This is a genomic window from Streptomyces sp. NBC_01089 (assembly GCF_045162975.1).
Classification (GTDB): Bacteria; Actinomycetota; Actinomycetes; order Streptomycetales; family Streptomycetaceae; genus Streptomyces.
Genome location: NZ_CP108660.1, coordinates 1,564,865 through 1,588,171, shown reverse-complemented (window position 1 = coordinate 1,588,171; position 23,307 = coordinate 1,564,865). Strand labels below are relative to the sequence as shown.

General features: G+C 70.7%; 23 protein-coding genes. 12 read left to right on the top strand and 11 right to left on the bottom strand.

The annotated features are described in order from the left end of the window. Positions 1 to 3: 3 nt before the first annotated feature. The 3 genes from OG510_RS07045 to OG510_RS07035 are packed head-to-tail and all read right to left on the bottom strand — an operon-like array spanning position 4 to position 3,777. Positions 4 to 513 carry a (2Fe-2S)-binding protein gene (locus OG510_RS07045; protein WP_406135911.1) on the bottom strand — a complete coding sequence of 170 codons (510 nt, stop codon included), beginning with the start codon at positions 511 to 513 and terminating at the stop codon, positions 4 to 6. Then, positions 506 to 1,381: an FAD binding domain-containing protein gene (locus OG510_RS07040; RefSeq protein WP_406135910.1), complete on the bottom strand. Its 876-nt coding sequence runs from the start codon at positions 1,379 to 1,381 to the stop codon at positions 506 to 508. Before OG510_RS07040 ends, OG510_RS07045 begins: the two co-directional genes overlap by 8 nt. Beyond that, complete coding sequence (locus OG510_RS07035; RefSeq protein WP_406135909.1) at positions 1,378 to 3,777, bottom strand: xanthine dehydrogenase family protein molybdopterin-binding subunit; 2,400 nt, start codon at positions 3,775 to 3,777, stop codon at positions 1,378 to 1,380. The genes OG510_RS07040 and OG510_RS07035 overlap by 4 nt, the downstream gene beginning before the upstream one ends. 448 nt (positions 3,778 to 4,225) lie before the next feature. On the opposite strand from OG510_RS07035, the gene OG510_RS07030 reads away from it, so the two are divergent. The 10 genes from OG510_RS07030 (at position 4,226) to OG510_RS06985 (ending at position 12,565) form a co-directional block, all read left to right on the top strand. After that, positions 4,226 to 5,329: a zinc-binding dehydrogenase gene (locus tag OG510_RS07030; protein WP_406135908.1), complete on the top strand. Its 1,104-nt coding sequence runs from the start codon at positions 4,226 to 4,228 to the stop codon at positions 5,327 to 5,329. Between the two features lie 58 nt (positions 5,330 to 5,387). Continuing rightward, a complete protein-coding gene (locus OG510_RS07025) occupies positions 5,388 to 6,638 on the top strand; it encodes an aromatic ring-hydroxylating dioxygenase subunit alpha (RefSeq protein WP_406135907.1) in 1,251 nt (416 codons plus the stop codon). Next, positions 6,625 to 7,161, top strand: a complete 537-nt coding sequence (locus OG510_RS07020) for an aromatic-ring-hydroxylating dioxygenase subunit beta (protein ID WP_406135906.1) — start codon at positions 6,625 to 6,627, stop codon at positions 7,159 to 7,161. The genes OG510_RS07025 and OG510_RS07020 overlap by 14 nt, the downstream gene beginning before the upstream one ends. A 17-nt stretch (positions 7,162 to 7,178) precedes the next feature. Further along, complete coding sequence (locus OG510_RS07015; protein WP_406135905.1) at positions 7,179 to 7,517, top strand: hypothetical protein; 339 nt, start codon at positions 7,179 to 7,181, stop codon at positions 7,515 to 7,517. Further along, entirely contained in the window at positions 7,514 to 7,705 is a 192-nt protein-coding gene (gene rd / locus OG510_RS07010) for a rubredoxin (protein WP_164260651.1), read from the top strand. The genes OG510_RS07015 and rd overlap by 4 nt, the downstream gene beginning before the upstream one ends. Further along, positions 7,702 to 8,889 (top strand): NAD(P)/FAD-dependent oxidoreductase, encoded by a 1,188-nt coding sequence (locus tag OG510_RS07005; RefSeq protein ID WP_406135904.1) that lies wholly within the window; start codon positions 7,702 to 7,704, stop codon positions 8,887 to 8,889. Before rd ends, OG510_RS07005 begins: the two co-directional genes overlap by 4 nt. Before the next feature lie 19 nt (positions 8,890 to 8,908). Continuing rightward, positions 8,909 to 10,306: an MFS transporter gene (locus OG510_RS07000; protein ID WP_406135902.1), complete on the top strand. Its 1,398-nt coding sequence runs from the start codon at positions 8,909 to 8,911 to the stop codon at positions 10,304 to 10,306. Between the two features lie 87 nt (positions 10,307 to 10,393). Then, a complete protein-coding gene (locus tag OG510_RS06995) occupies positions 10,394 to 10,693 on the top strand; it encodes a Dabb family protein (RefSeq protein WP_406135901.1) in 300 nt (99 codons plus the stop codon). Beyond that, on the top strand, positions 10,693 to 11,655 hold the full coding sequence (locus OG510_RS06990; protein ID WP_406135900.1) for a cyclase family protein: 963 nt from the start codon (positions 10,693 to 10,695) through the stop codon (positions 11,653 to 11,655). Before OG510_RS06995 ends, OG510_RS06990 begins: the two co-directional genes overlap by 1 nt. Positions 11,656 to 11,737: 82 nt before the next feature. Then, the gene (locus OG510_RS06985) at positions 11,738 to 12,565 is read left to right on the top strand and encodes a carbon-nitrogen family hydrolase (protein WP_406142323.1); all 828 of its coding nucleotides are present in this window, start codon (positions 11,738 to 11,740) and stop codon (positions 12,563 to 12,565) included. Positions 12,566 to 12,720: 155 nt separating this feature from the next. Here the strand turns inward: OG510_RS06985 and OG510_RS06980 are convergent, their stop codons facing one another. From OG510_RS06980 to OG510_RS06945, 8 genes are all read right to left on the bottom strand, one after another. Further along, the gene (locus OG510_RS06980; RefSeq protein WP_406135899.1) at positions 12,721 to 14,016 is read right to left on the bottom strand and encodes a CynX/NimT family MFS transporter; all 1,296 of its coding nucleotides are present in this window, start codon (positions 14,014 to 14,016) and stop codon (positions 12,721 to 12,723) included. Beyond that, positions 14,013 to 14,759 (bottom strand): FadR/GntR family transcriptional regulator, encoded by a 747-nt coding sequence (locus OG510_RS06975; RefSeq protein WP_406135898.1) that lies wholly within the window; start codon positions 14,757 to 14,759, stop codon positions 14,013 to 14,015. The genes OG510_RS06980 and OG510_RS06975 overlap by 4 nt, the downstream gene beginning before the upstream one ends. Before the next feature lie 220 nt (positions 14,760 to 14,979). After that, positions 14,980 to 15,234 (bottom strand): hypothetical protein, encoded by a 255-nt coding sequence (locus tag OG510_RS06970; protein WP_406135896.1) that lies wholly within the window; start codon positions 15,232 to 15,234, stop codon positions 14,980 to 14,982. Between the two features lie 408 nt (positions 15,235 to 15,642). Further along, on the bottom strand, positions 15,643 to 16,293 hold the full coding sequence (locus OG510_RS06965; RefSeq protein ID WP_406135895.1) for a vWA domain-containing protein: 651 nt from the start codon (positions 16,291 to 16,293) through the stop codon (positions 15,643 to 15,645). A 14-nt stretch (positions 16,294 to 16,307) separates the two neighbouring features. After that, entirely contained in the window at positions 16,308 to 17,432 is a 1,125-nt protein-coding gene (locus tag OG510_RS06960; protein WP_406135894.1) for a hypothetical protein, read from the bottom strand. Further along, complete coding sequence (locus OG510_RS06955; protein ID WP_406135893.1) at positions 17,429 to 18,628, bottom strand: protein phosphatase 2C domain-containing protein; 1,200 nt, start codon at positions 18,626 to 18,628, stop codon at positions 17,429 to 17,431. Before OG510_RS06955 ends, OG510_RS06960 begins: the two co-directional genes overlap by 4 nt. After that, positions 18,625 to 19,041, bottom strand: a complete 417-nt coding sequence (locus OG510_RS06950) for a hypothetical protein (RefSeq protein ID WP_406135892.1) — start codon at positions 19,039 to 19,041, stop codon at positions 18,625 to 18,627. The genes OG510_RS06955 and OG510_RS06950 overlap by 4 nt, the downstream gene beginning before the upstream one ends. A 9-nt stretch (positions 19,042 to 19,050) precedes the next feature. Further along, positions 19,051 to 19,794 (bottom strand): hypothetical protein, encoded by a 744-nt coding sequence (locus OG510_RS06945; protein WP_406135891.1) that lies wholly within the window; start codon positions 19,792 to 19,794, stop codon positions 19,051 to 19,053. Positions 19,795 to 19,967: 173 nt separating this feature from the next. Between OG510_RS06945 and OG510_RS06940 the strand changes: the two genes are divergently transcribed. Continuing rightward, a complete protein-coding gene (locus tag OG510_RS06940; RefSeq protein ID WP_406135890.1) occupies positions 19,968 to 20,702 on the top strand; it encodes a Crp/Fnr family transcriptional regulator in 735 nt (244 codons plus the stop codon). Between the two features lie 81 nt (positions 20,703 to 20,783). After that, a complete protein-coding gene (locus tag OG510_RS06935) occupies positions 20,784 to 23,273 on the top strand; it encodes a hypothetical protein (protein ID WP_406135889.1) in 2,490 nt (829 codons plus the stop codon). The last annotated feature ends 34 nt before the right edge of the window (positions 23,274 to 23,307 follow it).

Here is a 23,307-nt window from a genome sequence, read left to right as displayed (position 1 = left end):
GCTCTACTCCTCGTGGTTCCGGGTCATGACCGCTGCGTCCTCAGCGGCGATTCCGTCTTCCAGGGCCTCTCCGACCGCGCCGACGATGCCGTTGTAGCCGGTGCAGCGGCAGATGTTGCCTGACATGGCGACGCTGACTTCCTCCCGGGTGAGCGGCTGCCGCGCGCACACCAGATGGTGGCCGGAGAGCAGCATCCCGGGTGTGCAGAACCCGCACTGCAGCGCGCCGTGCCGGGAGAAGGCGGACCGCAGCCGTTCCGCGTCGGGACCTTCCAGTCCTTCCACGGTCACCACGTCGCTGCCTTCGCAGGCTCCTGCCAGGGTGAGACAGGCGCGCATGGGCAGACCGTCGACCAGCACGGTGCAGGCCCCGCACACCCCCTGTTCGCAGCCCAAGTGCAGCCCGGTGAGGTCGAGTTGGTCGCGGAGCAGGTCGGCGAGGGTGGTGCGGCCCGCCGTCCGCACGGTGTGCGGCCGGCCGTTGACCGCCATACGGACCGTGATCTCATTCATGCGGTGTCCTCCCCTCTGCGGCCCGCAGTGCCCGGTGCACCGTGACCGCGTGCAGTTGCAGCGCGTGCCGCGCCGTGGAATCGATGGCCGACAGGCTCTGGCCGATGTCGGCCGCGAGGGGCTCGACGAGGCGGACCGGCGCGAGATCGGCGGCCGCCCTGCCCCGTACGGCCGCTTCGGTGCTGCTCAGCCGGAGCGGCCGGTCGGTGGCCGCTCCGAGCCACAACTCGACGTCCCGCCACGCCCCGTCCGCGTCCCGTTCGCCGAGGACGACGCCCAGGGACTCGGCGAACTCGCCGGGCTTGCGGCACATCTTGTACATGCCCCAGCGTGCCGTCGGAGCGAGGCGCCGTACCTCCACCTCCGTGATCAGCTCATCGGGTTCGAGTGCGGTGGTGAAGAAGCCGAGCAACAGCTCCCTCACCGGGACGGCACGTGTGCCGCGTACCGACCGGACGTGCGCCGTCGCGTCCAGGGCGGACATGACGGTGGGCCACTCGGCCGAGGAGTCGCTGTGCGCGAGACTTCCGCCGAGGGTGCCGCGGTTGCGGATCGCCGGATAGCCGATCCCGGCCGCGGCGTGCGGGAGCAGCCCCCGGGTGACGTCCGGCGCGAGCCCGTACTCGAACATCATGTGTGTGGTGGTCGCCCCGTAGGACGCGCCGGTGGGTGTCTCCCGGCTGGTGCGCAGAGCGGCGACGCCGGTGAGGTCGACCAGGGTCTCCGGTTCGGCCAGCCGCATGTTCATGATGGGCACCAGGCTCTGGCCGCCGGCGATGACCTTGCCGTCCTCGCCCGCGGCGGCCAGCAGTCCGGTCGCCTCGTCCAGTGTGGTGGGGCGCTGGTACTGGAAGTCCGGTGCCTTCACCGGGTCACCTCCAGCGCCGCCTGCTCCTCGGGTTCGGCGTCCGGCCGGCTCAGCTGGAGCGCCGTCCACACCCGCTCCGGGGTCATGGGTGTCTCGTTGACCTCCGTGCCGTACTCGCGCAGCGCGTCCCGGACGGCGTTGGCGAGGGCGGCGGGCACCGGAATGGCGCCGCCCTCGCCGGCGCCCTTGATGCCGAACGCGGTGTGCGGGGACGGCGTCGCCATGTGTTCGATCTTGAGCTGCGGGACCTCGGTGGCCCCCGGGAGCAGGTAGTCCAGGAAGCTCGTCGACTTCGGCTGCCCGTCGGCGTCGTGCACGATCTCCTCCAGGAGGGCGTTGCCGATGCCCTGGGCGATGCCGCCGGTGATCTGACCGTCGACGATGAGCGGGTTCACCACGGTGCCGCAGTCCTCGACGGCGCCGTAGTCGAGAATCCCGACCGCTCCGGTGTCCAGGTCCACCTCCACCACGGCCACCTGGGTGGCGTAGGTGAACGCTCCGGTCTGCACGTCCGGCCGGTAGTAGTAGGTGGCTTCGAGCCCCGCCTCGATGCCCGGCACATGGTCGGGGGTGAAGAGGAATTCCTTGGCCAGCCGGGCGTAGGTGACCGAGCCCTTCCTGCCCACGACGGCGTGATCGCGCAGGATCAGGTTCTCGGCCGGTTCGTCCAGCAGCACGGCCCCGATCCGCTTGACCTTCTCGGCCAGCGCGAGGGCGGCCCCGTGCGTGGCCCCGCCGGCCATCACCATCGTGCGGGAGGCGAAGGTGCCGTCGCCGCGCGGTGTCATGGCGGTGTCGCCGTGCGACACGGTGATGTGGTCGAGGTCGACGTCGAAGACCTCGCTGACGACCTGCGACAGAGTGGTCTCCGAGCCCTGTCCGTGGCTCTTGATACCGACGCCAAGGCTGAAGCTCCCGGTGGCGTCCATGGCCAGCCGCGCACCCTCCGTACCGATGGTGACGGCCAGCCCCCGCGCGGCCCACTCGATGCAGCCGTGAGCGGTCTGCTCCGTGAAGGACCCGTACCCGATACCGATGCGTGTGCGTGCCGCTGCGGGAAGCGCCCGCTGACGCTCGCGCCACTTGTCGTGCCCGATGAGGGCGGTGGCGCGGCGTACGGCCTCGGGGTAGTCGCCGCTGTCGTAGACCTTGTTGGCGACGGAGACATACGGCATGTCCTCGCTGCGCACCATGTTCCTGATGCGCATCTCGTACGGCTCCATGCCCAGTGCGTGGGCGAGTTCGTCGATGGTGCGCTCGATGGTGAAGGCCGCGGCCGGCCTGGCGACGCCGCGGTACGGGCCCGACGGGGTCTTGTTGCTGGCCAGACTGCGGGTACGGAAGCGGTAGTTGCGCAGCCGGTACGGTCCGGGGATCATCGCCGAGGCCATTGTGGCGTCCATCGTGGCCGTCCACGGGTGCACCGAATAGGCTCCGCCGTTGACGAGGATGTCCGCCTCCACACCGAGCAGCGTGCCGTCGGCCGCCGCGTGGGCGGTGACCCGGTGCCGGTGGTCCCGTGCCTGCGTCGAGGAGACCTGCGCCTCCCAGCGGTCCTCGACCCAGCGCACCGGGTGGTCCACCTGGGTGGCGATCGCGGCGAGCGTGATCTCCTCGGGGTAGACCGAGCACTTGGCGCCGAAACCGCCGCCCATGTCGGGGGCGATCACCCGCACGCGGCGTGCCTCCATCCCGAGCTGCAGCGCGATCATGTCCCGGATCATGTGCGGGGTCTGGGTGGACGACCACACCGTGAGCTCGTCGGCCGACCGGTTGTACTGGGCCATCACGCCCCGGGTCTCCAGCGGTACGACCGCCTGGCGGTGCATCGTGTACTCGCGGGTGACGGAGACGGCGGCCTCGCGGGCCGCCGCGTCCACATCGCCCACCTCGCCCGAGGTGGTGGCGTAGATGTTGTCCGGCCAGTCGTCGTGCACCGTCGGGGCGTCCGGGGCGAGGGCCGAGTCGAAGCCGACCACGGCCGGGAGCGGCTCGATGTCCACGCCGACCCGGCCTGCCACATCCTCCGCCTCCGCCCGGGAGGCGGCGATCGCCAGGGCGATCGGCTCCCCGACGTAACGCACCTTGTCCGCCGCGAGGTTGGGCAGCGGTGCGGCACGGAACCCGTCCAGTGTCGACGTCGCCGTCAGGGGCTCGGCGAACGGCGCGAGCCGTGCCGCGGTCCACACCGCCTCGCGGTCCGCCCCCGGAACCGTGACCGCGCGGAGCCGGCCGTGCGCCGCCTGGCTCCGTACGAACGCGACCTCACGCAGCCCGGGGAGCCGCATGTCGGCGACGAAGCAGCCCCGGCCCGCCAAGTGCCGGGAGTCCTCCCGGCGGGCTGCCCGCGCCCCGACCCCGTTCCGCCGTGCTGAGACGGCCTTCTCAGTGCTCACATGGCTCACCTCACTCGTAGTGGCTGGTCTCCGGCTGCTTCTGCCGCGCGACCGCCGTTGAGGAACCGTATACAAGATGGAGGCTACCGGCTAGTGAGGACGGAGGTGTTCCGTCGTTCCCCGTGACGACTCCCCATGACGCGCCGAGCCCCGGATGGGCCCGGAAGGGGCCGCAGAGCCCGCACCATCCAGGGCGCTTGCGCGGGTGATCGGCCCGCAATCACGGGCTACATGAGCCTTGACAACCATCCAGGCGCCCAGCATTCTCAATGTGCATAAAGAATTCTATCTGCTGCTGAGTGGCCTTCCCGGTGCGCCTCCGCATCCCTGCGCTTGTCCGCGAGCTCCTCTTGAGGGGAGTCGATCGCCGCAGGTTGTATACGAGGTGTTGTTTCCCTTCGGGGTTCTCCCTTTCTGCCCCAGCCCCCGCCATGAGGAGTGATGTCGTGTGAGCAGAACCAGCAGGACCAGTGGGACCAGCAGGGCCGCGGTGCTGTACGGGCCCGGCGAGCTGAGGATCGAGGAGTTTCCGCTCCCCGAGATCCGTGCCGACGACGGTCTGCTCAAGGTGGAGGCCACCGGGGTGTGCGGCACCGACATGGCCGCCTACCACGGGGTCAACCCGTTCTACGAGCTGCCCTGCGCGCTCGGCCATGAGCTGGTCGGCAGGATCGTCGAGATCGGTCCTGATGCCAGTGCGCGGTGGAACGTGTCGGCCGGGGACCGCGTCGTGGTGGAGGAGTACCTGCCGTGCGGCACCTGCCGCTCCTGCCTGGCCGGCGCCTACCAGATGTGTGAGGTGCCGCGGTACGGCGGCAAGTCCGTGCACAGCGGCTGCGGACTGTTCGGCGGCTACAGCGACTACCTCTACCTGCACCCGCAGGCGATCGTCCACAAGGTCGCCGATGACATCCCCGCCGAACTCGTACAGCTCTACATCCCCCTCTCCAACGGCCTGGACTGGGTCGCCGGCATCGGCGGCCTGCGGCCCGGCGGCACCGTCGTGATCGTCGGGCCAGGGCCGCACGGCCTGTCCTGCGTGGTCGGGGCACGCGAAGCGGGCGCGGGCACCGTTGTCGTCGTCGGCCGGCCTGCGGACGGGACCCGGCTGGACGTCGCCAGGGCGCTGGGCGCGGACCACACCCTCACCGGTGACCTGCCCGAAGTCCTCTCGGCGGTCCGGGAACTCACCGGCGGCGTCCTCGCCGACACGGTGATCAACGCCGCGGACTCCTCCGCCGCCCTGGAGACCGCGACGGCCGTCGCGGGCAACCGGGCGACCGTGGTCCAGGCCGGCCTCGCGAAGGGGGGCGGTGGCGGGGCGGAGGCCCTCGTCGACGCGATGAACCGCAAGGTCCTCACGCTCCGCGGCGTCCGCGGCCGCCCCAGCCGGATGGTGCCGCCGACGCTGCGGCTCATCGAGTCCGGCCGCTACCCGCTGGAGCGCATGTGCACCGGCCGGTTCCCGATCGAGCAGACCGAACAGGCCCTGACGGTCACCGCGAGGGACCCCTCCGCCATCCGTTCCAGCATCATCCCCGGCCTCGTATGAGCGCACACCGGCGAACACACGCGGACCCGGAACACCAGCACCAGCAGGAGGAAGGCACGTGACTTCGGCCCACACAGCCCACACAGCCCACACAGCGAACGAACCGCTCATCACCGACGACTGGCACGTCAGCGGCAAGATCTACCGCGACCCCGCGATCTTCGCGCGGGAGCTCTCAGCCGTGTACGGGCGCACCTGGGTGTTCGTGGCGCACGAGAGCGAGATACCGTCCGGCGGCGACTACCGGACCGCCCACATCGGCCGCCAGCCCGTCATCGTCAACCGCGGCTCCGACGACGGCGCCGTCAACGTCATGTTCAACCGCTGCCGCCATCGCGGAGCAGCCGTCTGCCGGCGGGAGTCCGGCAACGCCAACTTCTTCCGCTGCGCCTACCACGGCTGGACCTACGGCTCGTCGGGCGAACTGACCGGCGTCCCGTTCGACGACGGCTACGGCGACAGCTTCGACCGGCCGGCGATGGGCCTGGTGCACGTCCCGCGCGTGGAGACCTACCGCGGCTTCGTCTTCGCCTCCCTCGACCCCGGCATCGAGCCGCTCCCCGAGTACCTCGGCAACGCCCGCCGCTATCTCGACTTCATCGCGGACATCGGCACGGACGGGCCCGAACTCGCCTCCGGCGCCCACAAGCTGGTCTTCAAGGGGAACTGGAAACTCCAGGTGGAGAACACCATCGACCCCTACCACTTCTCGTTCACGCACAAGAGCTGGCTGGACATCCTCAAGGAACGGTCCGGGAAGAGCAGCCCCTGGCTGAAGAACGTCCGCACCAATCCGGAGTGGCGGGGCATCGATCTCGGCGGCGGTCACGCCGTGCACGAGTACGGCAGCCTGGACGCCGGGGGACCGGACAACGCCCACGCCATCGCGATCGGCGAGCTGATCCCCTTCAACCTGAACATCTTCCCGAGCCTGGCCTTCGTCGGCGCGCATCTGCGGCTGATCGTCCCCCGCGCGGTCGACGAGACCTGGGTCTACCTCTACCCCCTGCTGCCCAAGGGCGCGGACGAGGCGGAGCGCAGCCGGATCCTGCGCGACCACGAGATCTTCTACGGTCCGTCCGGCTTCGGCTCCACCGACGACGTCGAGGTCGCCTTCGACCGGGTCACGGACGGCAGCCAGGCATCGGAGAGCAGTGCCGACTGGGCGCTGATGAGCAGGGGACTGGACCGCGAGGAGGTCGACGAGGCCACCGGTGTGCGGATCGGCAGGTCGTCCGACGAGGTGCCCCAGCGGGCGTATCTGCGCCGCTGGCTCGAACTGCTGGAGGCCGGCCATGAGCAGGACTGACAACGGGGTGCCGCGCGTGGACGACCGGACGCTGCGGGCCGCTGTGGAGGAGTTCCTCTACGCGGAGGCGGAGCTCCTCGACACCCAGGACTACGCGGGCTGGCTCGGACTCTTCTCGTCCGACGCCCTCTACTGGATCCCCGTGGCCGGCGGCGACGCCGACCCGACCCGTGCGGTGTCGATCGTCCACGACGACTACGGCTCACTCTCCGAGCGGGTGTGGCGCTTCGACAGCGGCCTCGCCTACGCCCAGGAGCCGCGCTCGCGCACGGCGCATCTGGTGACCAATGTCCGGGTGACCGGCGTACGCAAGGACGAGTCCGAAGGCTCAGGGAGCGTGGAGACCGTCGAGGCCGAAGCGAACTTCCTCACCGCCGAGTTCCGCAAGGACGTCCAGCACACCCACGCGGGGCGCTGCCGCTACCTGCTGCGCCGGTCGGGCGGCGAGTTCCGGATCACGCGCAAGACGGTCGAACTCCTCAACAGCAGCGGCTACCTGGGCAATCTCAGCCTGCTCCTGTAGCGCGGAAAGGACCCGGCATGACCGACGGCATGCCCCTGGAGCAGATCCTCGCGGCGCTGGACCCTGACCCTGACCGACTGGTCGTACGCAATGAGTTCGCGGCCGTCGCCGTCAGCCTGCGCGACCCAGGGCCCGGCCGGCCCCGGCTGCTCATCGAGGACCTCCGTACCCACCGGACCGTGGAACTGGACGCACTCGAACTGGAGACGCTCGCCTGGGCCCGCCACGAGGACCTCGCGCCCCTGCTGGACCCCAGCAACTCCCGCTGGCCCGGCGGTTCCACACCCCCCGGCACACCCCCCACCACACCCCCCACCACACCCCCCGACGCACCACCCGAGAGGGAAGGCACATGAGTACCACCAGGACAGCACAGAAGTGGATCTGCATGTCCTGCGGGGACGTCTACGACCCCGCGGAGGGCGACCCGGAGGGCGGCATAGCCCCCGGTACTGCCTTCGAGGACATCCCCGACGGCTGGGTCTGCCCGGTCTGCGGCGCCCGCAAGGACGACTACGAGCCCTACGACGAGGACGCGGCGTGAGCGCGCCCCGGGACGGCACGCCCGTCGACATGCTGCTGATCGGCGGCGGCGCTGCCTCCGCAGCGGCGGCGGCCGAGCTGCGCAAGCAGGGCTTCCGCGGGTCGGTCGCGCTCGTCACCCGCGAGCTGCTCACCCCGTACCATCGGCCCGCCGTCACCAAGGAGTTGCTGGGACCCGACGCGGACCGGCACGACCCGTCGCTGTATCCGGCGGACTGGTGGCTCCGCCATGACATCCGGCTGATGACCCGCTCCGCCGTCGCTGCCCTGGACACGCGGGGCCGCACGGCGACGCTCGTGAACAAGAAGGTTCTGCACTACGACAAGGCCCTCCTGGCGACCGGGGCCATGGTGCGCAGGCTGTCGGTGGACGGCGCCACGCTCGGCGGCATCCACTACCTCCGTGCCCCCGGCAACGCGGCGAAGCTGCGTGCCGAGGCGAGCGAGGCCCGGCGGGCCGTGCTCGTCGGCGGCTCCTTCATCGCGGTCGAGGTGGCTGCGGCGCTCTCCACGGCGGGCGTCCACTGCACGATGGTGATGCCCGAGAACGGCCCCCTGGAGCTGGCGTTCGGGCCCACCGTGTCGGCGTACACGGCAGGGCTCCTGCGCGCGCACGGCGTGGAGCTGGTGTGCGGCCGGCAAGTGGCCGGGTTCACCGGCGACGGCCGGGTGGACGGTGTCCGCACGGACACCGGCGACCGGATCCCGGCGGACCTCGTGGTGGTCGGTATCGGCGCGGTCCCCGACACCAAACTCGGCCGGGCGGCCGGCATCGAGGTGGGCCCCACCGGTGGCTTCGCCTGCGACCCGACGCTGCGCACCAGCGATCCGCACATCTTCGCGGCGGGCGACGTCTGTGAGTACGACAGCCCCGTGCACGGCCGCAGGTTGCGGGTGGAGCACGAGGCGCACGCGACCGCGCAGGGGGCGACAGCGGCACTGGGCATGCTCGGCTCCCCGGCCGCGCACCTGGAAGTGCCGTACTTCTGGACCGATCTGGCCGACTGGGCGCGGTTCGAGTACGTGGGCCCGGCCTCCGACTGGGACAGCGAGCACATCACCGGCTCCCTCGACAGCGGCCGGTTCACAGTCCGGTACACGCGCGGCGAGCGAGTGGTCGCTGCCTTCACCTGCGGACGGCCCGATGACCTGGAGCAGGCCCGTACCGCCATCACCACCGGCTGACCTCACCGAAGGAGCACCCGTGGAAGAGATCCAGGCCACCGGAGAGCCAACGCGGACACCGGCGCCGCACGAGCCCGGCCGGATGCCGCTGCAGGCGAAGCGGGCGGCGAGGGCCGCGTTCCTCGGTTTCGCCGTCGACTACTTCGACATCTATCTTCCGGTGGTCGCGCTCGCACCCGCGCTCCACTACTTCCAGTCGCCGTCCCTCTCCGGGACGGCGGGGACCACGCTCTTCTTCCTGACGTTCGCGGTGACACTGATCGGGAGGCCGATCGGCTCGGCCGTTTTCGGCAGCCTCAGCGACCGGATCGGCCGCCGCCGTTCCACCCTCATCGCCGTCGCCGGCTTCACGGTCGCCACGTTCCTGATGGCCGCCCTGCCGGGGTACGCGGACTGGGGGTACGGCGCGCTGGCCGCGCTCATGGTGCTCAGGCTGCTGGGCGGCGTCTTCATGGGCGGCGAGTACACCAGTGCCAACCCGCTCGCCCTGGAGTCCTGCCCCACGCAGAAGCGCGGCTTCGTCGGCGCGCTGATCGCAGCCGCCTACCCGGTCGGCTACATGGCCATCTCGCTCGTCACGCTGCCGCTCCTCCAACTCCTCCCGGCCGGCGGGACCGGATCCGCGTATGTGCAGTGGGGCTGGCGGATCCCGTTCGTCGTCGGCGGCCTGCTCGGCGTGGTCTTCTTCTGGTACTTCCACCGCACCGTCGAGGAGTCCGGTGCCTGGACAGCGGCGGTCCAGGACCGGGCGGCCGGGGCGGAGGACCGGGGCGGAGTGCGGAAGGCACCGCTGAGAGAGCTGTTCGCAGCGGGCAACATCCGCCGGCTCGGGCAGGTGTTCCTGCTGATGAGCGGTCTGTGGTTCGCCGTCCAGTCGGTCGTCTCCCCGATGTCCGGGCTGCTGATCTCACAGCTGAGGCAGGACCCGGACGCGGTGACCGCCGGTCTGCTCGTCGCCAACGTCGCGCTCTTCGCCGGCTACCTCACGCTCGGCGTCCTCGGCCAGAGGTACGGCAGGCGCAAGGTCCTGCTGCTGTCCGGGACCGGTACGGCGACCATCGCCGCACTCACCTTCTTCCTCGCCATCCGCATCCTCGACGGTGGCGGCAACTTCCCGCTGGCGATGGTCCTTTACACCGTCTGCCTCGTCGTGGCCGTCTCCCCCTACGGAGTGGCGACGGTGTACCTGCTGGAGGCGTTCCCCACCCACATCCGTGCCTCCGGCTACGGCGTGGCCTTCAGCTTCTCGCTCGTCGTCCCGTCGTTCTACAGCCTCTACATGCTGGGGCTCTCGGCCGTCATGCCGTACGCCTACACCCCGCTCGTGCTGATCGTGCTCAGCGGTGTCCTCACCGTCCTGGGCGCCCGGCTCGGGCCGGAGACGAAGCACCTGGACCTCCGCCCACAGCCCGCATGAGACCCCAGCGATCTCCTGCCCCCGACCACCGGGCGGTCCCGCCCGGTCCACCCCGGAACTCCACTCTCCCGAAAGGATTTCGACACCATGATCCGTCATGTCTTTCTCTGGAAGGTCGCTCCCGGATGTGACCACGACAAGGTCATCGAGCTGCTGAGCCGGCTGTCCGAGCAGATCCCCTCGCTGCGCAGCTGGGAGATCGGCAGGCACCAGGGCGACCCGGGTGACAACGGCACCCCGTGGGACGGCATGCTCATCTCCGACTTCGACGACTGGCAGGGCCTCCAGGAGTACTCCGACCACCCCTTCCACGTGGAAATCGTCAAGGAACTCAAGCCCCTGGTCGCCGACCGGGCCGTCGTCGACATCGAGAGGGGGAACGTCTGATGGCGAACAAGGCAGACACCAAGGCCGGTATCGAGGTCGCCAGGAGCCCCTACGGCGAGGACGACCAGCGGGGTGCGCTCAATCTGATGACCCCCGCCTCGCAGGCGGCCATCATGTCCCGCGCCGACGCCTCTCGCGTCTACGACCTGAGCATCGACTACTTCATCGGGATGCCGAGCTTCCAGGCGGCCGGCGACCCCGCGTACCAGATCTTCATGAGCCACACGCCCGACGGCACGGCCGTGGACAACCTCAACGGCGCGGGCGGCGAGGTCAACCGTCGCGTCTGTTACTCCGGTGACGTCATCTTCATGTACACCCACACCGGCACCCACATCGACGCCCTGAACCACTTCGGCGTCGGCGGGGAGATCTACAACGGTTTCCGCGCCGACGACCACCTGGGCAGCCGGCACTGGGACCGCGGTGGCGCCGAGCAGATCCCGCCCATCGTGGCGCGCGGTGTGCTGCTCGACATCGCCGGCCTCAAGGGCGTCGCGTGTCTGCCTGACTCGTACTCCATCACGGTCGAGGACTGCCAACAGGCCCTGAAGCAAGCCGATCTGGAGCTGGCCGAGGGCGATGTCGCCCTGGTACGCACCGGCCGGATGTCGCACTGGCCGGACGGGGCCAAGGTGCTCGGTAACCCTCCCGGCCTGAGCCTGGACGCGGCCCGCTGGCTCACCGGGCAGAGCATCATCGCGATCGCCGCCGACCAGGAGTGCGTGGAGGTGGGGCCGTCCGAGCACGAGGACAACTGGCTCCCGGGGCACTGCCACTTCCTCGCAGAATCCGGTGTGCCGATGATCGAGCTGGTCGACCTGGAGGCGCTGGCCCGCGACGGCGTGCATGAGTTCTGCCTGGTGGCGGCACCGATCAGGCTGCGCGGCGCCACCGGTGCGCCGCTGCGCCCGCTGGCCATGGCCCTGCGGGACCGGCCGTCCCGCCCGCGCGAGAAGTAGGGCGGTCGGTGTGACGGAATCAGTGTCCGGGGGGCGCGGGGCGCCCCCCGGCGCGCTGCCACGTTCGGCGGGAGCCCGCCGACTGCGCGTCCATGTGCTCCAGGTGGCATACGGGGACGAGGAGCCGGTGGCGGAGCGGACGGCACGGGTCGCGGAGCTCGTACGCGGGCAGCGCGGCGCCGATCTCGTGGTGCTGCCCGAGCTGTGGGCGCACGGTGCCTTCGCCGCGTCCTCCTGGCGGGAACGGGCGGAGACGCTGGACGGCCCGGTGCGCACCGCGCTGGCGGCGGCCGCGCGGGAGATCGGTGCCACCGTCCACGCGGGCTCGATCGTGGAACGCCCGCCCGCTCTCGTACGCCCGGATCCGGAAGCGGAGAACCAGGGGTGTGGTTTCTGGAACACCTCGTTGCTGCTCGGCCCCCGCGGCGAACTGGAGGCGGCCTACCGGAAGATCCACCGCTTCGGATTCGGCGAGGGCGAGGCGCTGCTCATGCGGCCGGGCGGGGAAACGGTGACCGCGCCGCTGAGCGGGGCGCGGGGGCTGCCGGTGACGAGGGCCGGACTGGCCACCTGTTACGACCTGCGGTTCCCTGAGCTGTTCCGGGAGTTGCTGACTGCCGGGTCCGAGGTATTCCTGGTGCCTGCGGCCTGGCCGGCGTCCCGTGTCGGCCACTGGACCCTGCTCGGACGGGCCCGCGCGGTGGAGAACCAGTGTGTCGTCGTGCAGTGCAACACCGCGGGCGCCCACAGCGGGCTGCCCATGGGAGGCCGCAGCCAGGTCGTCGGGCCCACCGGGGACGTACTCGCCGAGGCGGGCGACGGTGAGGAAGTGCTCGCGGTCGAGGTCGATCTCGCCGAGGTGGACATCGCCCGTGCGAGCTTCCCCGTACTGGCGGACCGACGGCTCTAGCTCCGCTTCCCAGGAGGGACGGCCCTCCCTGTGGCCTCGCCCCCGTACCGCCGGAGCGGTACGGGGGCGAGCGCCGGTTCCGGCGGTACGGGGGCCTCGACCGCTGCCGCCCCCGGTCCGGTCGGCCGGACCGGGCGTGGGTCTCACCCCGGTGGTCACGGGGCCTTGGCGAGTGAGGCGTCCTCCGTCACGTGCCGGTTGCGTGCGGCGGCCATACCGAACAGGAGCTGCGGCACCAGCATCACCAGCAGGACGGTCAGCGGCAGCGTCCAGTTGCCCGACGCGTCATGGAGCGAGCCCAGAGCCAGTGGGCCCACCGAGGCGAGGACATAGCCGAAGCCCTGGGACATGCTGGCCAGTTGGGCGGCATGCCGGGCGTCAGGGGCGCGCTGGACGATGAACAGCAGGGCGAGGCTGATCGCGCCGCCCTGGCCGAGACCGAGCAGCACCATCCACAGGTACGCGAGGCCGACCGGCATGACGAGCATCCCGGCGAGGCCGATCGCGCACAGCACCGTCGACAGCACGGTCACCGTCGCCGGACGCAGACGCCGCTCGGCGATGACGGGGGCGAGGAAGGAGCCGGCGATCCCCAGCAGGGAGGAGAAGGACAGCATCCAGCCGGCGGTTCCGCCGCTCATCCCGGCGTGCTCCAGGATGGCCGGCAGCCAGGCGGTGGCCGCGTAGTAGGTGAGGGACTGCAGGCCCATGAAGGCGGCGACGTGCCAGGCGAGCGGCTGCCGCCACAGGCCCTTCACGGGGTGCGAAGCCTCCCGCACCTCACGGGTGGAGACCCGTGTGCGGTTCCGGATCTGCGGCAGCCAGACCAGAGCGGCGACGAGGGCGAGGACGCCCCAGCCCGCCAGCACCATCCGCCAGTTCGCGCCGGACGCCTGCTGGATGGGCACGCTGAGCCCGGCGGCCGCAGCGGCGCCGGTGAAGAGGGACATCGAGAAGACGCCCATCAGCGGGCCGACGCGGTGCGGGAAGTCCCGCTTGATCAGACCGGGCAGCAGGACGTTGCCGATGGCGATGCCCGCACCGATGACGATGGTCCCGCCGAACAGCGCGACCGTGCTGGGCGCGAGCCGTACGAGCGTACCGGCGACGACCAGGCCCATCGCGACGAGCAGGGCCCGCTCCATGCCGAGCCTGCGGCCCAGGCGCGGAGAGATCGGCGCCAGCAGCCCGAAGCAGAGCAGCGGCAGCGAGGTGAGCATGCTGATCGCCGGGGACGACATCCCGCTGCTGTCCCTGATGGAGGGGGCCAGGGGCGAGACGGCGACCAGCGCGGGCCGCAGGTTCAGTGCGAGCAGCACGATGCCGGCGATGAGCAGCCCCGCCTTACGGGCCGGCGTCTGCGGCGGCCGGTCTCCGGGTGTGTGCGCGGGGCCGGTGGCCGTGGCGGACGGGGCCTGTGGGCCGACCGTCCCGGTGGTGTCCTTGTTCATCCGCTTTCCTTGTCCGATCCCGGGGAGCCGGATGAGCCCGACGAGCCCGGGGCGTCGGAGTCCCCGAGACCACGCAGGGCCTCCATGGCCGCTGACAGATGGGTGAACGCGGCCAGTTCCGCCGCTGCGGGGTCCTGGGCCTCGATCGCGTCGACGATGGCGGTGTGCTCGGCCACCTGCCGCCGTACCGTGTCCGGCAGGGGCGCGGTGGTCACGGAGCGGAGGGTCTCGCGCAGCGAGTCGCTGAACTGGTCGTACAGCTCAGCGAGTACGGAATTGCTGGCCGCCGCGGCCACCGCCCGGTGGAAGGCCATGTCGGCCTCCACGAAGGCGGCGTTGTCCCCCGCGGCGTTCCGCACGGCGAGAGCCTCGCGCAGTGCGGCCACGTCCTCCGGGGTGCGTCGCTGGGCGGCGTAGCGAGCCGCGTCCCGCTCCAGGCTGGCACGTACCTCGTACGCCTCGAGCGCGGTGCTGCGGTGCAGCCGGCGCTGGAGGGCGGCGCCGAATCCGCTCTCGGCCCGTACATACGTCCCGTCGCCGGGGCGGGGCTCCAGCATTCCGGTGTGGGTGAGGGCGCGCACTGCCTCGCGCACGGTGTTCCGGCCGACGCCGAGCTCCTCCACGAGGACGGGCTCGGGCGGGATCCGGACACCGACGGGCCACTCGCCCTCGGTGATGAGCGCCTCGATCTGCTCGATGACGGCTTCCACGAGGCTGGTGCGCGCGGTGCTCCGCAGGGGCATGTACGGCTCCTTCGGCCGGTCCTGGATCTGGCCACTGTTCTTGTGCGGCCGGCGCCAATATGCCGACCATACGAAGACACTAACATCCCATGTTTGGATGTTTGCCGTGCGGGCGGTGTGGGCTACGTCGCCCACGGGGCTTCCCGCCGTGGACCGGGAGGGGCAGGCCGACGCGGCCAGGACCGCGCCCGCGTCGGCGTGCCGGTTCAGGGGCTGGGACTCAGCTCGCGCGGACGAACTCCATATTGATCGAGTACATGAACTGGTGCACGCCCACGCACTCCCAGCCGACGTCTTCGACGGATCGCACGACCAGATCGATCTCCTTGCGGATCTTCTTCATGGGGTTCCTGATCCGGGCCATGCCCCGGGGGTCGATATCGATGGACGCTCCGAAGGTGCCGTCCCCCTGCGCGTGTGCGCGCCTGGCATCCGTGACGAGCTTCTGTATCCGGATCGCGTGCAGTATTCCCATGTGTGCCTCCCGCGCTGCGCTGCCGTGGGCCCGTAGGCGTGTCCAATTGCCTGACGAGCACGTGTCATTGGAGCCAGAATCGCTGTCTGGATGGTTGCGTGGCCGTGGCCGTGGCCGTGGCCGTTGCTGTGGCCGTGGCTGTGGGGCTGGGCACGTCGGCGGGGGAGGTCGGGGGTGGGCGGTGTGGCGCCGGTGTCTGTGTCTCGGAGGGGCGGGAGCGGGTGTGGGTCGGCTGCACCGTCGGCGCCGGGTGCGGGCCGCTTCCCCTCCCGTTCCCCGAGGAGCCGTGGAGATTGCCCGTCACCTGGACCGCGGCGCCGCAGACGAGCAGCACCGCGGCCAGCGCGGTCAGTTGGACGGAGGCGCGCAGTGGCCTGGACGCCGTGGAACGCGGGTCGACGTCCCTCATCAGTCCACGTATTCCTGGGCGACCTGGACGTACTCGAAGCCCTTGACGTCGGTGGCGATCTGCATCTGACCCGTCTTCGACGAGGCGATCAGGGTGTTGAGCAGACCGGTGATCGCCGCGCTCAGTGCCGACTCGGTGTCCGAACCGTCGGCGATGAACAGCGCCTTGGTCGCCACCTGTTCCAGGACGTCGCGCTTCGCGCCGCCGAAGCCGTACGCGATCACGTGAGGGTGGCGCGGCCAGTCCCTGTCCACGAGCGTGCGGAAGGAGTCCTTCCAGTACGCGTCGGTCGGAGCGCCGTCGGTCAGGAAGAAGACCGTCGGCCGTAGCACGTCGAGGTTCTGCGACCTCAGGTCGCTGACATCCTGTTCGATGCACTCCCTCACCCGGTCGAAGGTCTTGCCGTACTCGGTGCGCCCGCCGCAGATCACCTCGGGCATGGCCGGCACCTGCTCCATGTCCGACATCGGGATCACCACGTGCACATCGGTGGAGAAGGCGACCACGCAGACTCGGGCGAACTCCGAGACGCGGGGGTTTGTCGCCAGGTTGTAGTGCAGACGGGAGAGGGTCGCGTTGAGCACTGCCTCGTGCGGCTTCATCGACGAGGACGCGTCGATCACCACGTAGGTGGGCAAGCAGAGTGACATGGTGCACCTCTGAGCTAGTGGTTGGAGGCGATGGCGAACAGCAGGATCGCGGCTATGACGATGACGAGAATCCAGCCGGCCTGCGAGCCGGCCCCGGGCGGCTCGGCGGGCGTCTGCGCGGGTTCCTTCACGGGCTGATGGGCACCCGCCGGGGACTCCGGGACCGGCTGAGTGACCGGCTGCGGGGGCAACGGTGGCAGCGCGGTGCGTGTCGGACGTGGCGTGGTTCTGAGATAGGGGCCGCTGCTCAGCGCCTGGTTCAGCTGGGCGGCCGAGGGCCGCCGCTCACGGTCGGTCGCGAGCAGCATGTCGAGCAGGACTTCGGAGGCGGCGGGCTGGTTCGGCCAGGGGGACGCGGCGACCGTGTGGAAGGCGTGCGCGTCACGCCGGCCTGTCAGGCATTTGGCGACGAGCAGTCCGAGCCGGTAGCGGTCCGTGTACTCGTCGGCGTCGGTGCCCGGCGGCGTGAGTGGGTCGGCCCAGTTCGGCTGATGGATGTCATGCATCTTCTTCGGCTGACAGCCGTCGACGTCGATGAGGTAGACGGAGCGCTGTTCCGGGCTCCAGAAGGCGTTGGAGAACGACCAGTCCGAGTAGACCAGGCCCAGGCTCTCCAAGATCGCCGCGAGCTCCGTCAGTTGGAGGCAGGCAGCCAGCCTGCCCGCGAAGCCGGGAGGCGGCAGTCCGACGCCCCGGATCGACTCGTCGGACTTCGCCAGCCAGTCGATCTCCACGAAGCGGCGCTCGCTGAACGCGCCGCGCCGCAGCTCGGAACGGTACTGCTCGGGCGCCATCGGGATGACGCAGCCGACGGCCGGGTTGCCGGGCTCCTGGATACGGGCCGCGGGCCAGCATGTGCCGGTGTACAGGAGCGCACGATCCGCCTCAGGCAGCGTGCCCGGAGCCGAAATGAGCTGGTCGAGCCGGTCGGCGTCCTCCGGGTGCTGGTCCGGCCGGTAGAGCTTGGCCAGCCAGCCCGGATGGTCCGTCAGTGGCTTCACGGCGATGGCCTGGCCGTTGTGTTCGGAGACCGGCTCGCCCAGGGGCCCGAGATCGCTGGCGCTCACGGTCCGCGGCAACACCCAGTCCCGTACACCGGCCGCCCGGCCGTCGCCGTCGGTGAGAGGGGGCTCCGTCATGCCCGGTCACCGTTCCACATCACGACAGCGGTGCGGTCGTCAAGGCACTGAGGTGCGTCGAAGCCGACGTCGGCGGTGAACCGTGTGGCCGGGACCGGCGAGCGCCAGGCGTTCGCGAAGTACTCGTTGACGTTGCCCGCCGGGTCCGCCCACGCGTCGCCGATCCCGTCCGTGACCAGGGCGAGGGCGGCACCGGGAGCCAGCGTGACGTACTGGCCCATGGCCAGTTGCGGTGTGTCCGGCAGCCGCCCGGCGACCTCGTTCGAGACGACCGCGGCCGTGCGGTCCTTGGCCTCACCGGCGGAGAACCGCCACTGTGGGACGCGCGGGTCGAGCGTCCAGGCCGAACTGTCGCCGAGCCACGTGATCCATGCCTTGGCAACGCCGTTCGCGTCCGGCTCGGCGAGCACCGCGGTGATCAGCACGGTGGCCACGTGCGAGGTGTCGACGCCGCGTCCGGCCGCGTGAGCGGCGACCGATTCCGCGATCCGCCCGTACAGCTCTTTGACATCGAGCCCGCCGAACCCCACTGTCTCGATCTGCTCGCGCAGCAGGGTGACGGCCCGGCTGGACGCCGTGGTGGCCCCGGCGTCGGACCACGCTGCGCTGGACAGGCCGTCGGCCACGGCCACGATCGCGTACCGGCTGTCCCGGCTCCGCCCGATCCGGTACGAGTCCTGCCGCGGCTCGGCGGGCTGGCTGCAGCGGTGGCCGGGCCCGATGACGGAGGCCGCGCGGACGGTGAACGCACCGACCGTGGCCTCGTCGGCGGCGATCCCGTTCTGTACCGTGCGCTCGGGCAGCAGCCAGGGGTAGCCCTGGGCACGTGCGCCGTCGCCGAAGCGGGGAACGCTGAGGTCGGTCGGCCGCTCGCGCAGGAACGGCCGGGGCTTCGGGGGCTGCGGCTGCGGCGCCGCGGGCCCGGCGATGTAGCGGCAGACCGGGACCGCTGTGGTGGGCCGGGATTCCGGTTCGAGCCGGTCCCGCTGCCGGGCGAGCGCCGTGGACTCGGACCCGAGTACGGCCGCCGCGCCGACGACACCCACTGCCGCGAGGGCGAACCCGTCCACCAGCAGGTCGTACCGCTGATGCGACGTGCCGACCTCGATGAAGGCCCCGATGGCGACGGCCATGAGCAGCACCGTCCGCAAACGTCCGTCCATGAGGCCGTCCCGACGGCCGTCGTCGCGGCTCACGGCCGTTCCTCGGAATCCCGGGAATTCGGCCGGGAGGAAAAATTCTGAGTGCCGTGCTGCACCGCGAATACCTCACCTGAATGGGTGGCGGAATTGACCTGGATCACGATGTCCGGCCTTTCCGGAGGGCGCAGTGAAGCCAGGGCCATGACGTCCTGGGCGATATCCCGGTTCCGGTCGAGCAGCTGAGCCAAAGCTTCGGTCCAGTAGTCCACCGCCCCGGCGTCGACCGCTCCCCTCGTGGCGGTCGACTGCCGGGTCAGCGCGGCGGACAACTCGTGGTGGCGGCCGCCGCGTACCTGTGCGAGAACCCTGTCCATCAGCCTCTTCGCCTCCTGCCAGAGATCGGTGCCCATTGCGGAGACCAGAGCGGTGGCGCCGCTCGCGGCCAGCGCGGCGAGTTCCTCGTTCATCGGCGCGTCTCAACCCCGGTCGTTGTGGCGGATGTACTGGTCGCCCCGGTGCACGGCGAAGGCCGTGCCGTGTCCGGTGGCCTGGACGAGCTGCTCCACGGTCCGTGGTTCGGGCTGCGCAGGCTGCTCGCCGGAGACGGGATCCAGGCCGGAACCGACGCGTGGCCCGACGGGGCTGCCCGGGTACCAGAGCCAGGCCCGCGCGGCGTACTCCTTGACCCGGACGTCGGCCGCGGTGAAGGCGTCCGCTTCGAGCCCCTCGTAGCCGTGCCCGACTGTTTCCTCGTAGAAGTGGCGCGAAAGGATCGCGGCCAGCGGGGTGCCGCCGGTGCCGGCCAGGGTCGCGTGCCGCAGCGGGGCCGAGTCGAGCAGCCGGGCCAGCGCCTCGAAGGGGGCTCCGGAGACGGTCCCGTCCGGATCGAGCCGGATCTCCCCGGCGTGCACCGCGGCCCGCACGCGCAGCCGAGTGTCCACGCCGGCCTGCCCGTTGTGCTCGCGGATCCGTGAGCACAGCTCAGGGAGCAGCGGGAACAGCAGTCCGGCCTTGGGCAGTGCGGCCGGGGCGACGAGCTGGCAGCCGTCCCCGGTGTCGACGTACAAGAAGTCCCGCGTGTTCAGACCCGCGATGCCCAGAGCATCGAACAGCGTGGAGCGCAGAACTCCGCGGATCTCCTGAAGCCGCTGCTCGCCACGGCCCGCGGAACCCGCGATGTCGCACGCCAGCAGGGCTCGGTATTCATACCTCGGATTCACAATCCCTCCGCGATCACGACGAGGACCGGCAATTCGGCGATCGATTTGCCGTCGTCCCTGGTGTCCGGTGCAGACAAGATGATTGACGGGATCGTAGAGGAGGGGTCCCCGGGTAGAACGGCTACTAATACGGCTTGTACGGCTTCGGCCGAACGACGAGAGAGGTGTGGCCGATGAGCAACACACAGGTTCGCGGGTCCACTGCCTACTGGCCGTCGGCCGGGCTGCTCGGCCGGGTGGACGACGCCGACCGGGGAATCCTCCTGGGACTCGGCCACCGCGTGGTCTACCCGGCGGGTCAGATCACCATCCGCGAGGCCGACACGTCGGACTTCGCGCTGCTCCTGCTCGGCGGCACCGTGAAGGTCACCGCGCTCGCGCAGGACGGCCGCGAGGCGCTGCTGGCCGTGCGGATGGCCGGGGACCTGGTCGGGGAGTTCGCCGGGATCGACGGTCAGCCGCGCGTCGGCACCGTGACCGCCTGTGGCAGGGTGCTGGCCCGCTACATCCTCCGCTCCGAACTGCTGGAGTGCACGAAGCGGTATCCCTCCATAGGACTTGCGCTCAGCGCGAGCGTGGTGGCCAAGCTGCGCACGGCGACCGGCCGGATCGTCGACTTCACCGGCTGCGACGTGCTCGGGCGGCTGGCCAGGATCCTGCACCACCTGGCCGTCATCTACGGCCCTCCGGGCCGGAACGAAGTGCAACTCCCGCTGTCGCAACCGGAGATGGCGACACTGGCCGGCGCGGCGGAGTCGTCGATCCACAAGGCGCTCCGGGCGTTGCGGGAGTCCGGCGCGGTGGTGACCGGCTACCGCAGGATCACGATCCTCGACCTGGATCATCTCGCCCGGATCGCTCTTGCGGCCGGGGCCGGAGAATCACCGGCGATTTCGCCGAACACGTAAAAGCGCCGGGTTCGTACGGCGGGACGGCGCCAGCATGACCACGTGCCGGGACCCGGCAGGGGAGAGGACGGGGGGAAGAAGATGTCGGAGAACAACGGTGTTCCGGACGCTTCCGGGCGGATACGGACGGGCGACGTGTCCGGAACGATGGTCGTAGGCAGCCACAACACGGTGAGCAACCTCAAGATCACCGCTGAGTACGGTTCGACCGTCACCGTGCACGGGGGGCCGCTGCCGGATCCGGTCAAGCGCCGACCGATCTGCCAGCTGCCGCGGTCCGCCGCCGAGCGGCTGATCGGACGGGAGCGGGACGTACGCGTACTGCGAGACGCCATCGAGACACGGCAGTTGGTGCAGATCTGGGGCGCATCAGGGGTCGGCAAGAGCGCGCTGCTGCGCCACCTCGCGTGCGAGATGCCGCGCGGGCCCGAAGGGGTGGCCTATGTCGAGGCCGGCGGACGAACAGCCGATGACATCGCGCAGGCGATATTCGACATCAGCTTCGACGCGCCGGACTACAAGCCGTCGCTGGAGGTGCTGAAGGAGCATCTGAAGACCCTGCGGCTGCGGATCTACCTGGACGACGCGGGACTCGACGAGAAGGACCTGCGCCGGCTCTTCGACATGGCCGGGCAGTCCACGTTCGTCTTCACCTCGCAGCAGCGGTCCGCGGTCGACTGTGTGCACGCGATCCGGCTCGAAGGGCTGACGGCCCCGGCGGCGGCCGAACTGATGGAGGCGCTGCTCTCCCGCGAACTGCTGCCCGACGAGGCGCCGGTCGTGGGCGCGCTGTGCGACGCGGTGGGAGGCAACCCGCTCCGGCTGCGGCGCATCGCCCTGTCCGCCGTGACCGGCAAGGGTCTGCCGGGCATCGCCGATCTCCCGGAGCTGCTTCCCGCGCTGCTGAACAAGCTCCGGCCGCAGGAGCGCGACCTGCTGCACCTGCTCGGCTCGCTGTCCGGCGCCGAGCTGGCCACCGGGCATCTCCACGATCTGCTCGGTCTGCCGGACGTCGACACGCTCGCCGGTGGTCTGGTGCGACACGGCCTGCTGCTCGCATCGGAGAGCGGCTACAGCTGTCCGCCGGACGTCGCCGAGTCCGTGCTGGCCAACCGGAGGACGGTGTATCCCGCCGACCGGCTCTGCCGGACGCTCACCACGTGGGTCGAGGCGAGGGACACCACCCCGGACGACGTCGCGGCACACTTCCAGGCCCTGGATGTCGCGGTGCTGCGAGCGGAGAAGAGCGGACACGCGCAGCTCGGCGCGGCGCTGGCGCGTGCCGCCTCGCCGAAGCTGGCGCTGTCCCGGCAGTTCGACGCGTGGGGCAGCCTGCTCGGAGTCGGCTGGGCAGCGGCGAAGAGCGCGGGGGACAAGGAGGGAGAGGAGTTCTTCCTGCGCGAGGCCCGCACCCGCCGGAGGGCGATCGGGCGGGCCGCGCAGACGGCGGCGCTGGTGCTGGAGGCGGATGTGCTGTGGCGGGAACTCACCTCCCTGCACACGCATGCGGCGGTCCAGCAGGTCACCGGTGCGGCGTCGACCGGCACACCGCCGGTCGGTGCGGCGTCGACCGGCACAGCGCCGGTCCACCCGATCGCTCCGACGCACGGCGTGGTCCACACGCAGGCACTGACACACCCGGCCGCCGCCACGTCGGCCACGTCGGCTCCCGGGCACGCCGCCTTGTCCACCCACGTCGCGAGGCCGGTGGTCGACCTGTCCCGTTCCTCCGCGCAGCCGCACGTCGCCGCCCACCTGACCGGCGCACACTCAGCCGCACCGGTACCCAAGCGGATCGACCTCTCGGCGGCGCACTCCTCCGCCGCCCACTCGACGCATGCCGCGAGCACCTCCGCGCCCGCCACCACCGCGCCCGCGACGAGCGCAGGCCACACGGCACTCACCGCGGCCGGTGCGGCGAGTGCCAAGGGCGGAATATCGGCACTCGCCCTCGCCTGCACGATCGGCCTCGCGGCCGTACTGGGCGTGGGTGCCGTGGTCTACGCGAACGATCAGTCGCACCCGTCTCCCACCGTGGTGGCGGGCCCTGCCGGCGCGCCGAGCCCGATCGACGACACCTCGGCCGGTGCCGACACCGACCCCGGCGACGACACCGCGGCCACCGATGACACCGAGCCCAGCGATGACGCCTCGCCCACCGTGGATCCCGTGTGCGCGACAGCGCTCCCGAAGCTGACTTCGGAGTCCCAGCAGTACAAGACCGATGCCGACGCGTCGGACACCGCGTTCGACTCGTACAGCAGTGCTGTGGACAGCTACAACTCGGGCGTGACGTCCACTGCTCCCGACGACAGCGCGGTCGTCTCCGCCGACAACACCGTCGCCGCCGACCTGAACGTCATCGAGTCCACGTTGCAGCTCGCCATATCGGAAGCGCAGGACAGCTCCGTGGAAGCAGACCTCACCAGCATGCTGACGGCCGTTCAGCAGATGGCGAGTCAGTACCAGGCATTCCAACCCGATGTCTCAGGCAGCGTGATCGACACATCGAGTCAGAGCTCGGCGATGGGATCCGCCATCGACAGCCTGCTGACCGACTGCGGCGAGTGACCTCGCCCGGGACCAACCAGAAGAAAGGCCGGCC

What these genes read in the sequence shown, in the direction of transcription:
- OG510_RS07045 (WP_406135911.1), bottom strand. Translation starts at nt 513, where the DNA reads ATGAATGAGATCACGGTCCGTATGGCGGTCAACGGCCGGCCGCACACC.
- OG510_RS07020 (WP_406135906.1), top strand. Translation starts at nt 6,625, where the DNA reads ATGAGCAGGACTGACAACGGGGTGCCGCGCGTGGACGACCGGACGCTG.
- OG510_RS07015 (WP_406135905.1), top strand. Translation starts at nt 7,179, where the DNA reads ATGACCGACGGCATGCCCCTGGAGCAGATCCTCGCGGCGCTGGACCCT.
- rd (WP_164260651.1), top strand. Translation starts at nt 7,514, where the DNA reads ATGAGTACCACCAGGACAGCACAGAAGTGGATCTGCATGTCCTGCGGG.
- OG510_RS06995 (WP_406135901.1), top strand. Translation starts at nt 10,394, where the DNA reads ATGATCCGTCATGTCTTTCTCTGGAAGGTCGCTCCCGGATGTGACCAC.
- OG510_RS06990 (WP_406135900.1), top strand. Translation starts at nt 10,693, where the DNA reads ATGGCGAACAAGGCAGACACCAAGGCCGGTATCGAGGTCGCCAGGAGC.
- OG510_RS06980 (WP_406135899.1), bottom strand. Translation starts at nt 14,016, where the DNA reads ATGAACAAGGACACCACCGGGACGGTCGGCCCACAGGCCCCGTCCGCC.
- OG510_RS06975 (WP_406135898.1), bottom strand. Translation starts at nt 14,759, where the DNA reads ATGCCCCTGCGGAGCACCGCGCGCACCAGCCTCGTGGAAGCCGTCATC.
- OG510_RS06970 (WP_406135896.1), bottom strand. Translation starts at nt 15,234, where the DNA reads ATGGGAATACTGCACGCGATCCGGATACAGAAGCTCGTCACGGATGCC.
- OG510_RS06965 (WP_406135895.1), bottom strand. Translation starts at nt 16,293, where the DNA reads ATGTCACTCTGCTTGCCCACCTACGTGGTGATCGACGCGTCCTCGTCG.
- OG510_RS06960 (WP_406135894.1), bottom strand. Translation starts at nt 17,432, where the DNA reads ATGACGGAGCCCCCTCTCACCGACGGCGACGGCCGGGCGGCCGGTGTA.
- OG510_RS06950 (WP_406135892.1), bottom strand. Translation starts at nt 19,041, where the DNA reads ATGAACGAGGAACTCGCCGCGCTGGCCGCGAGCGGCGCCACCGCTCTG.
- OG510_RS06940 (WP_406135890.1), top strand. Translation starts at nt 19,968, where the DNA reads ATGAGCAACACACAGGTTCGCGGGTCCACTGCCTACTGGCCGTCGGCC.
- OG510_RS06935 (WP_406135889.1), top strand. Translation starts at nt 20,784, where the DNA reads ATGTCGGAGAACAACGGTGTTCCGGACGCTTCCGGGCGGATACGGACG.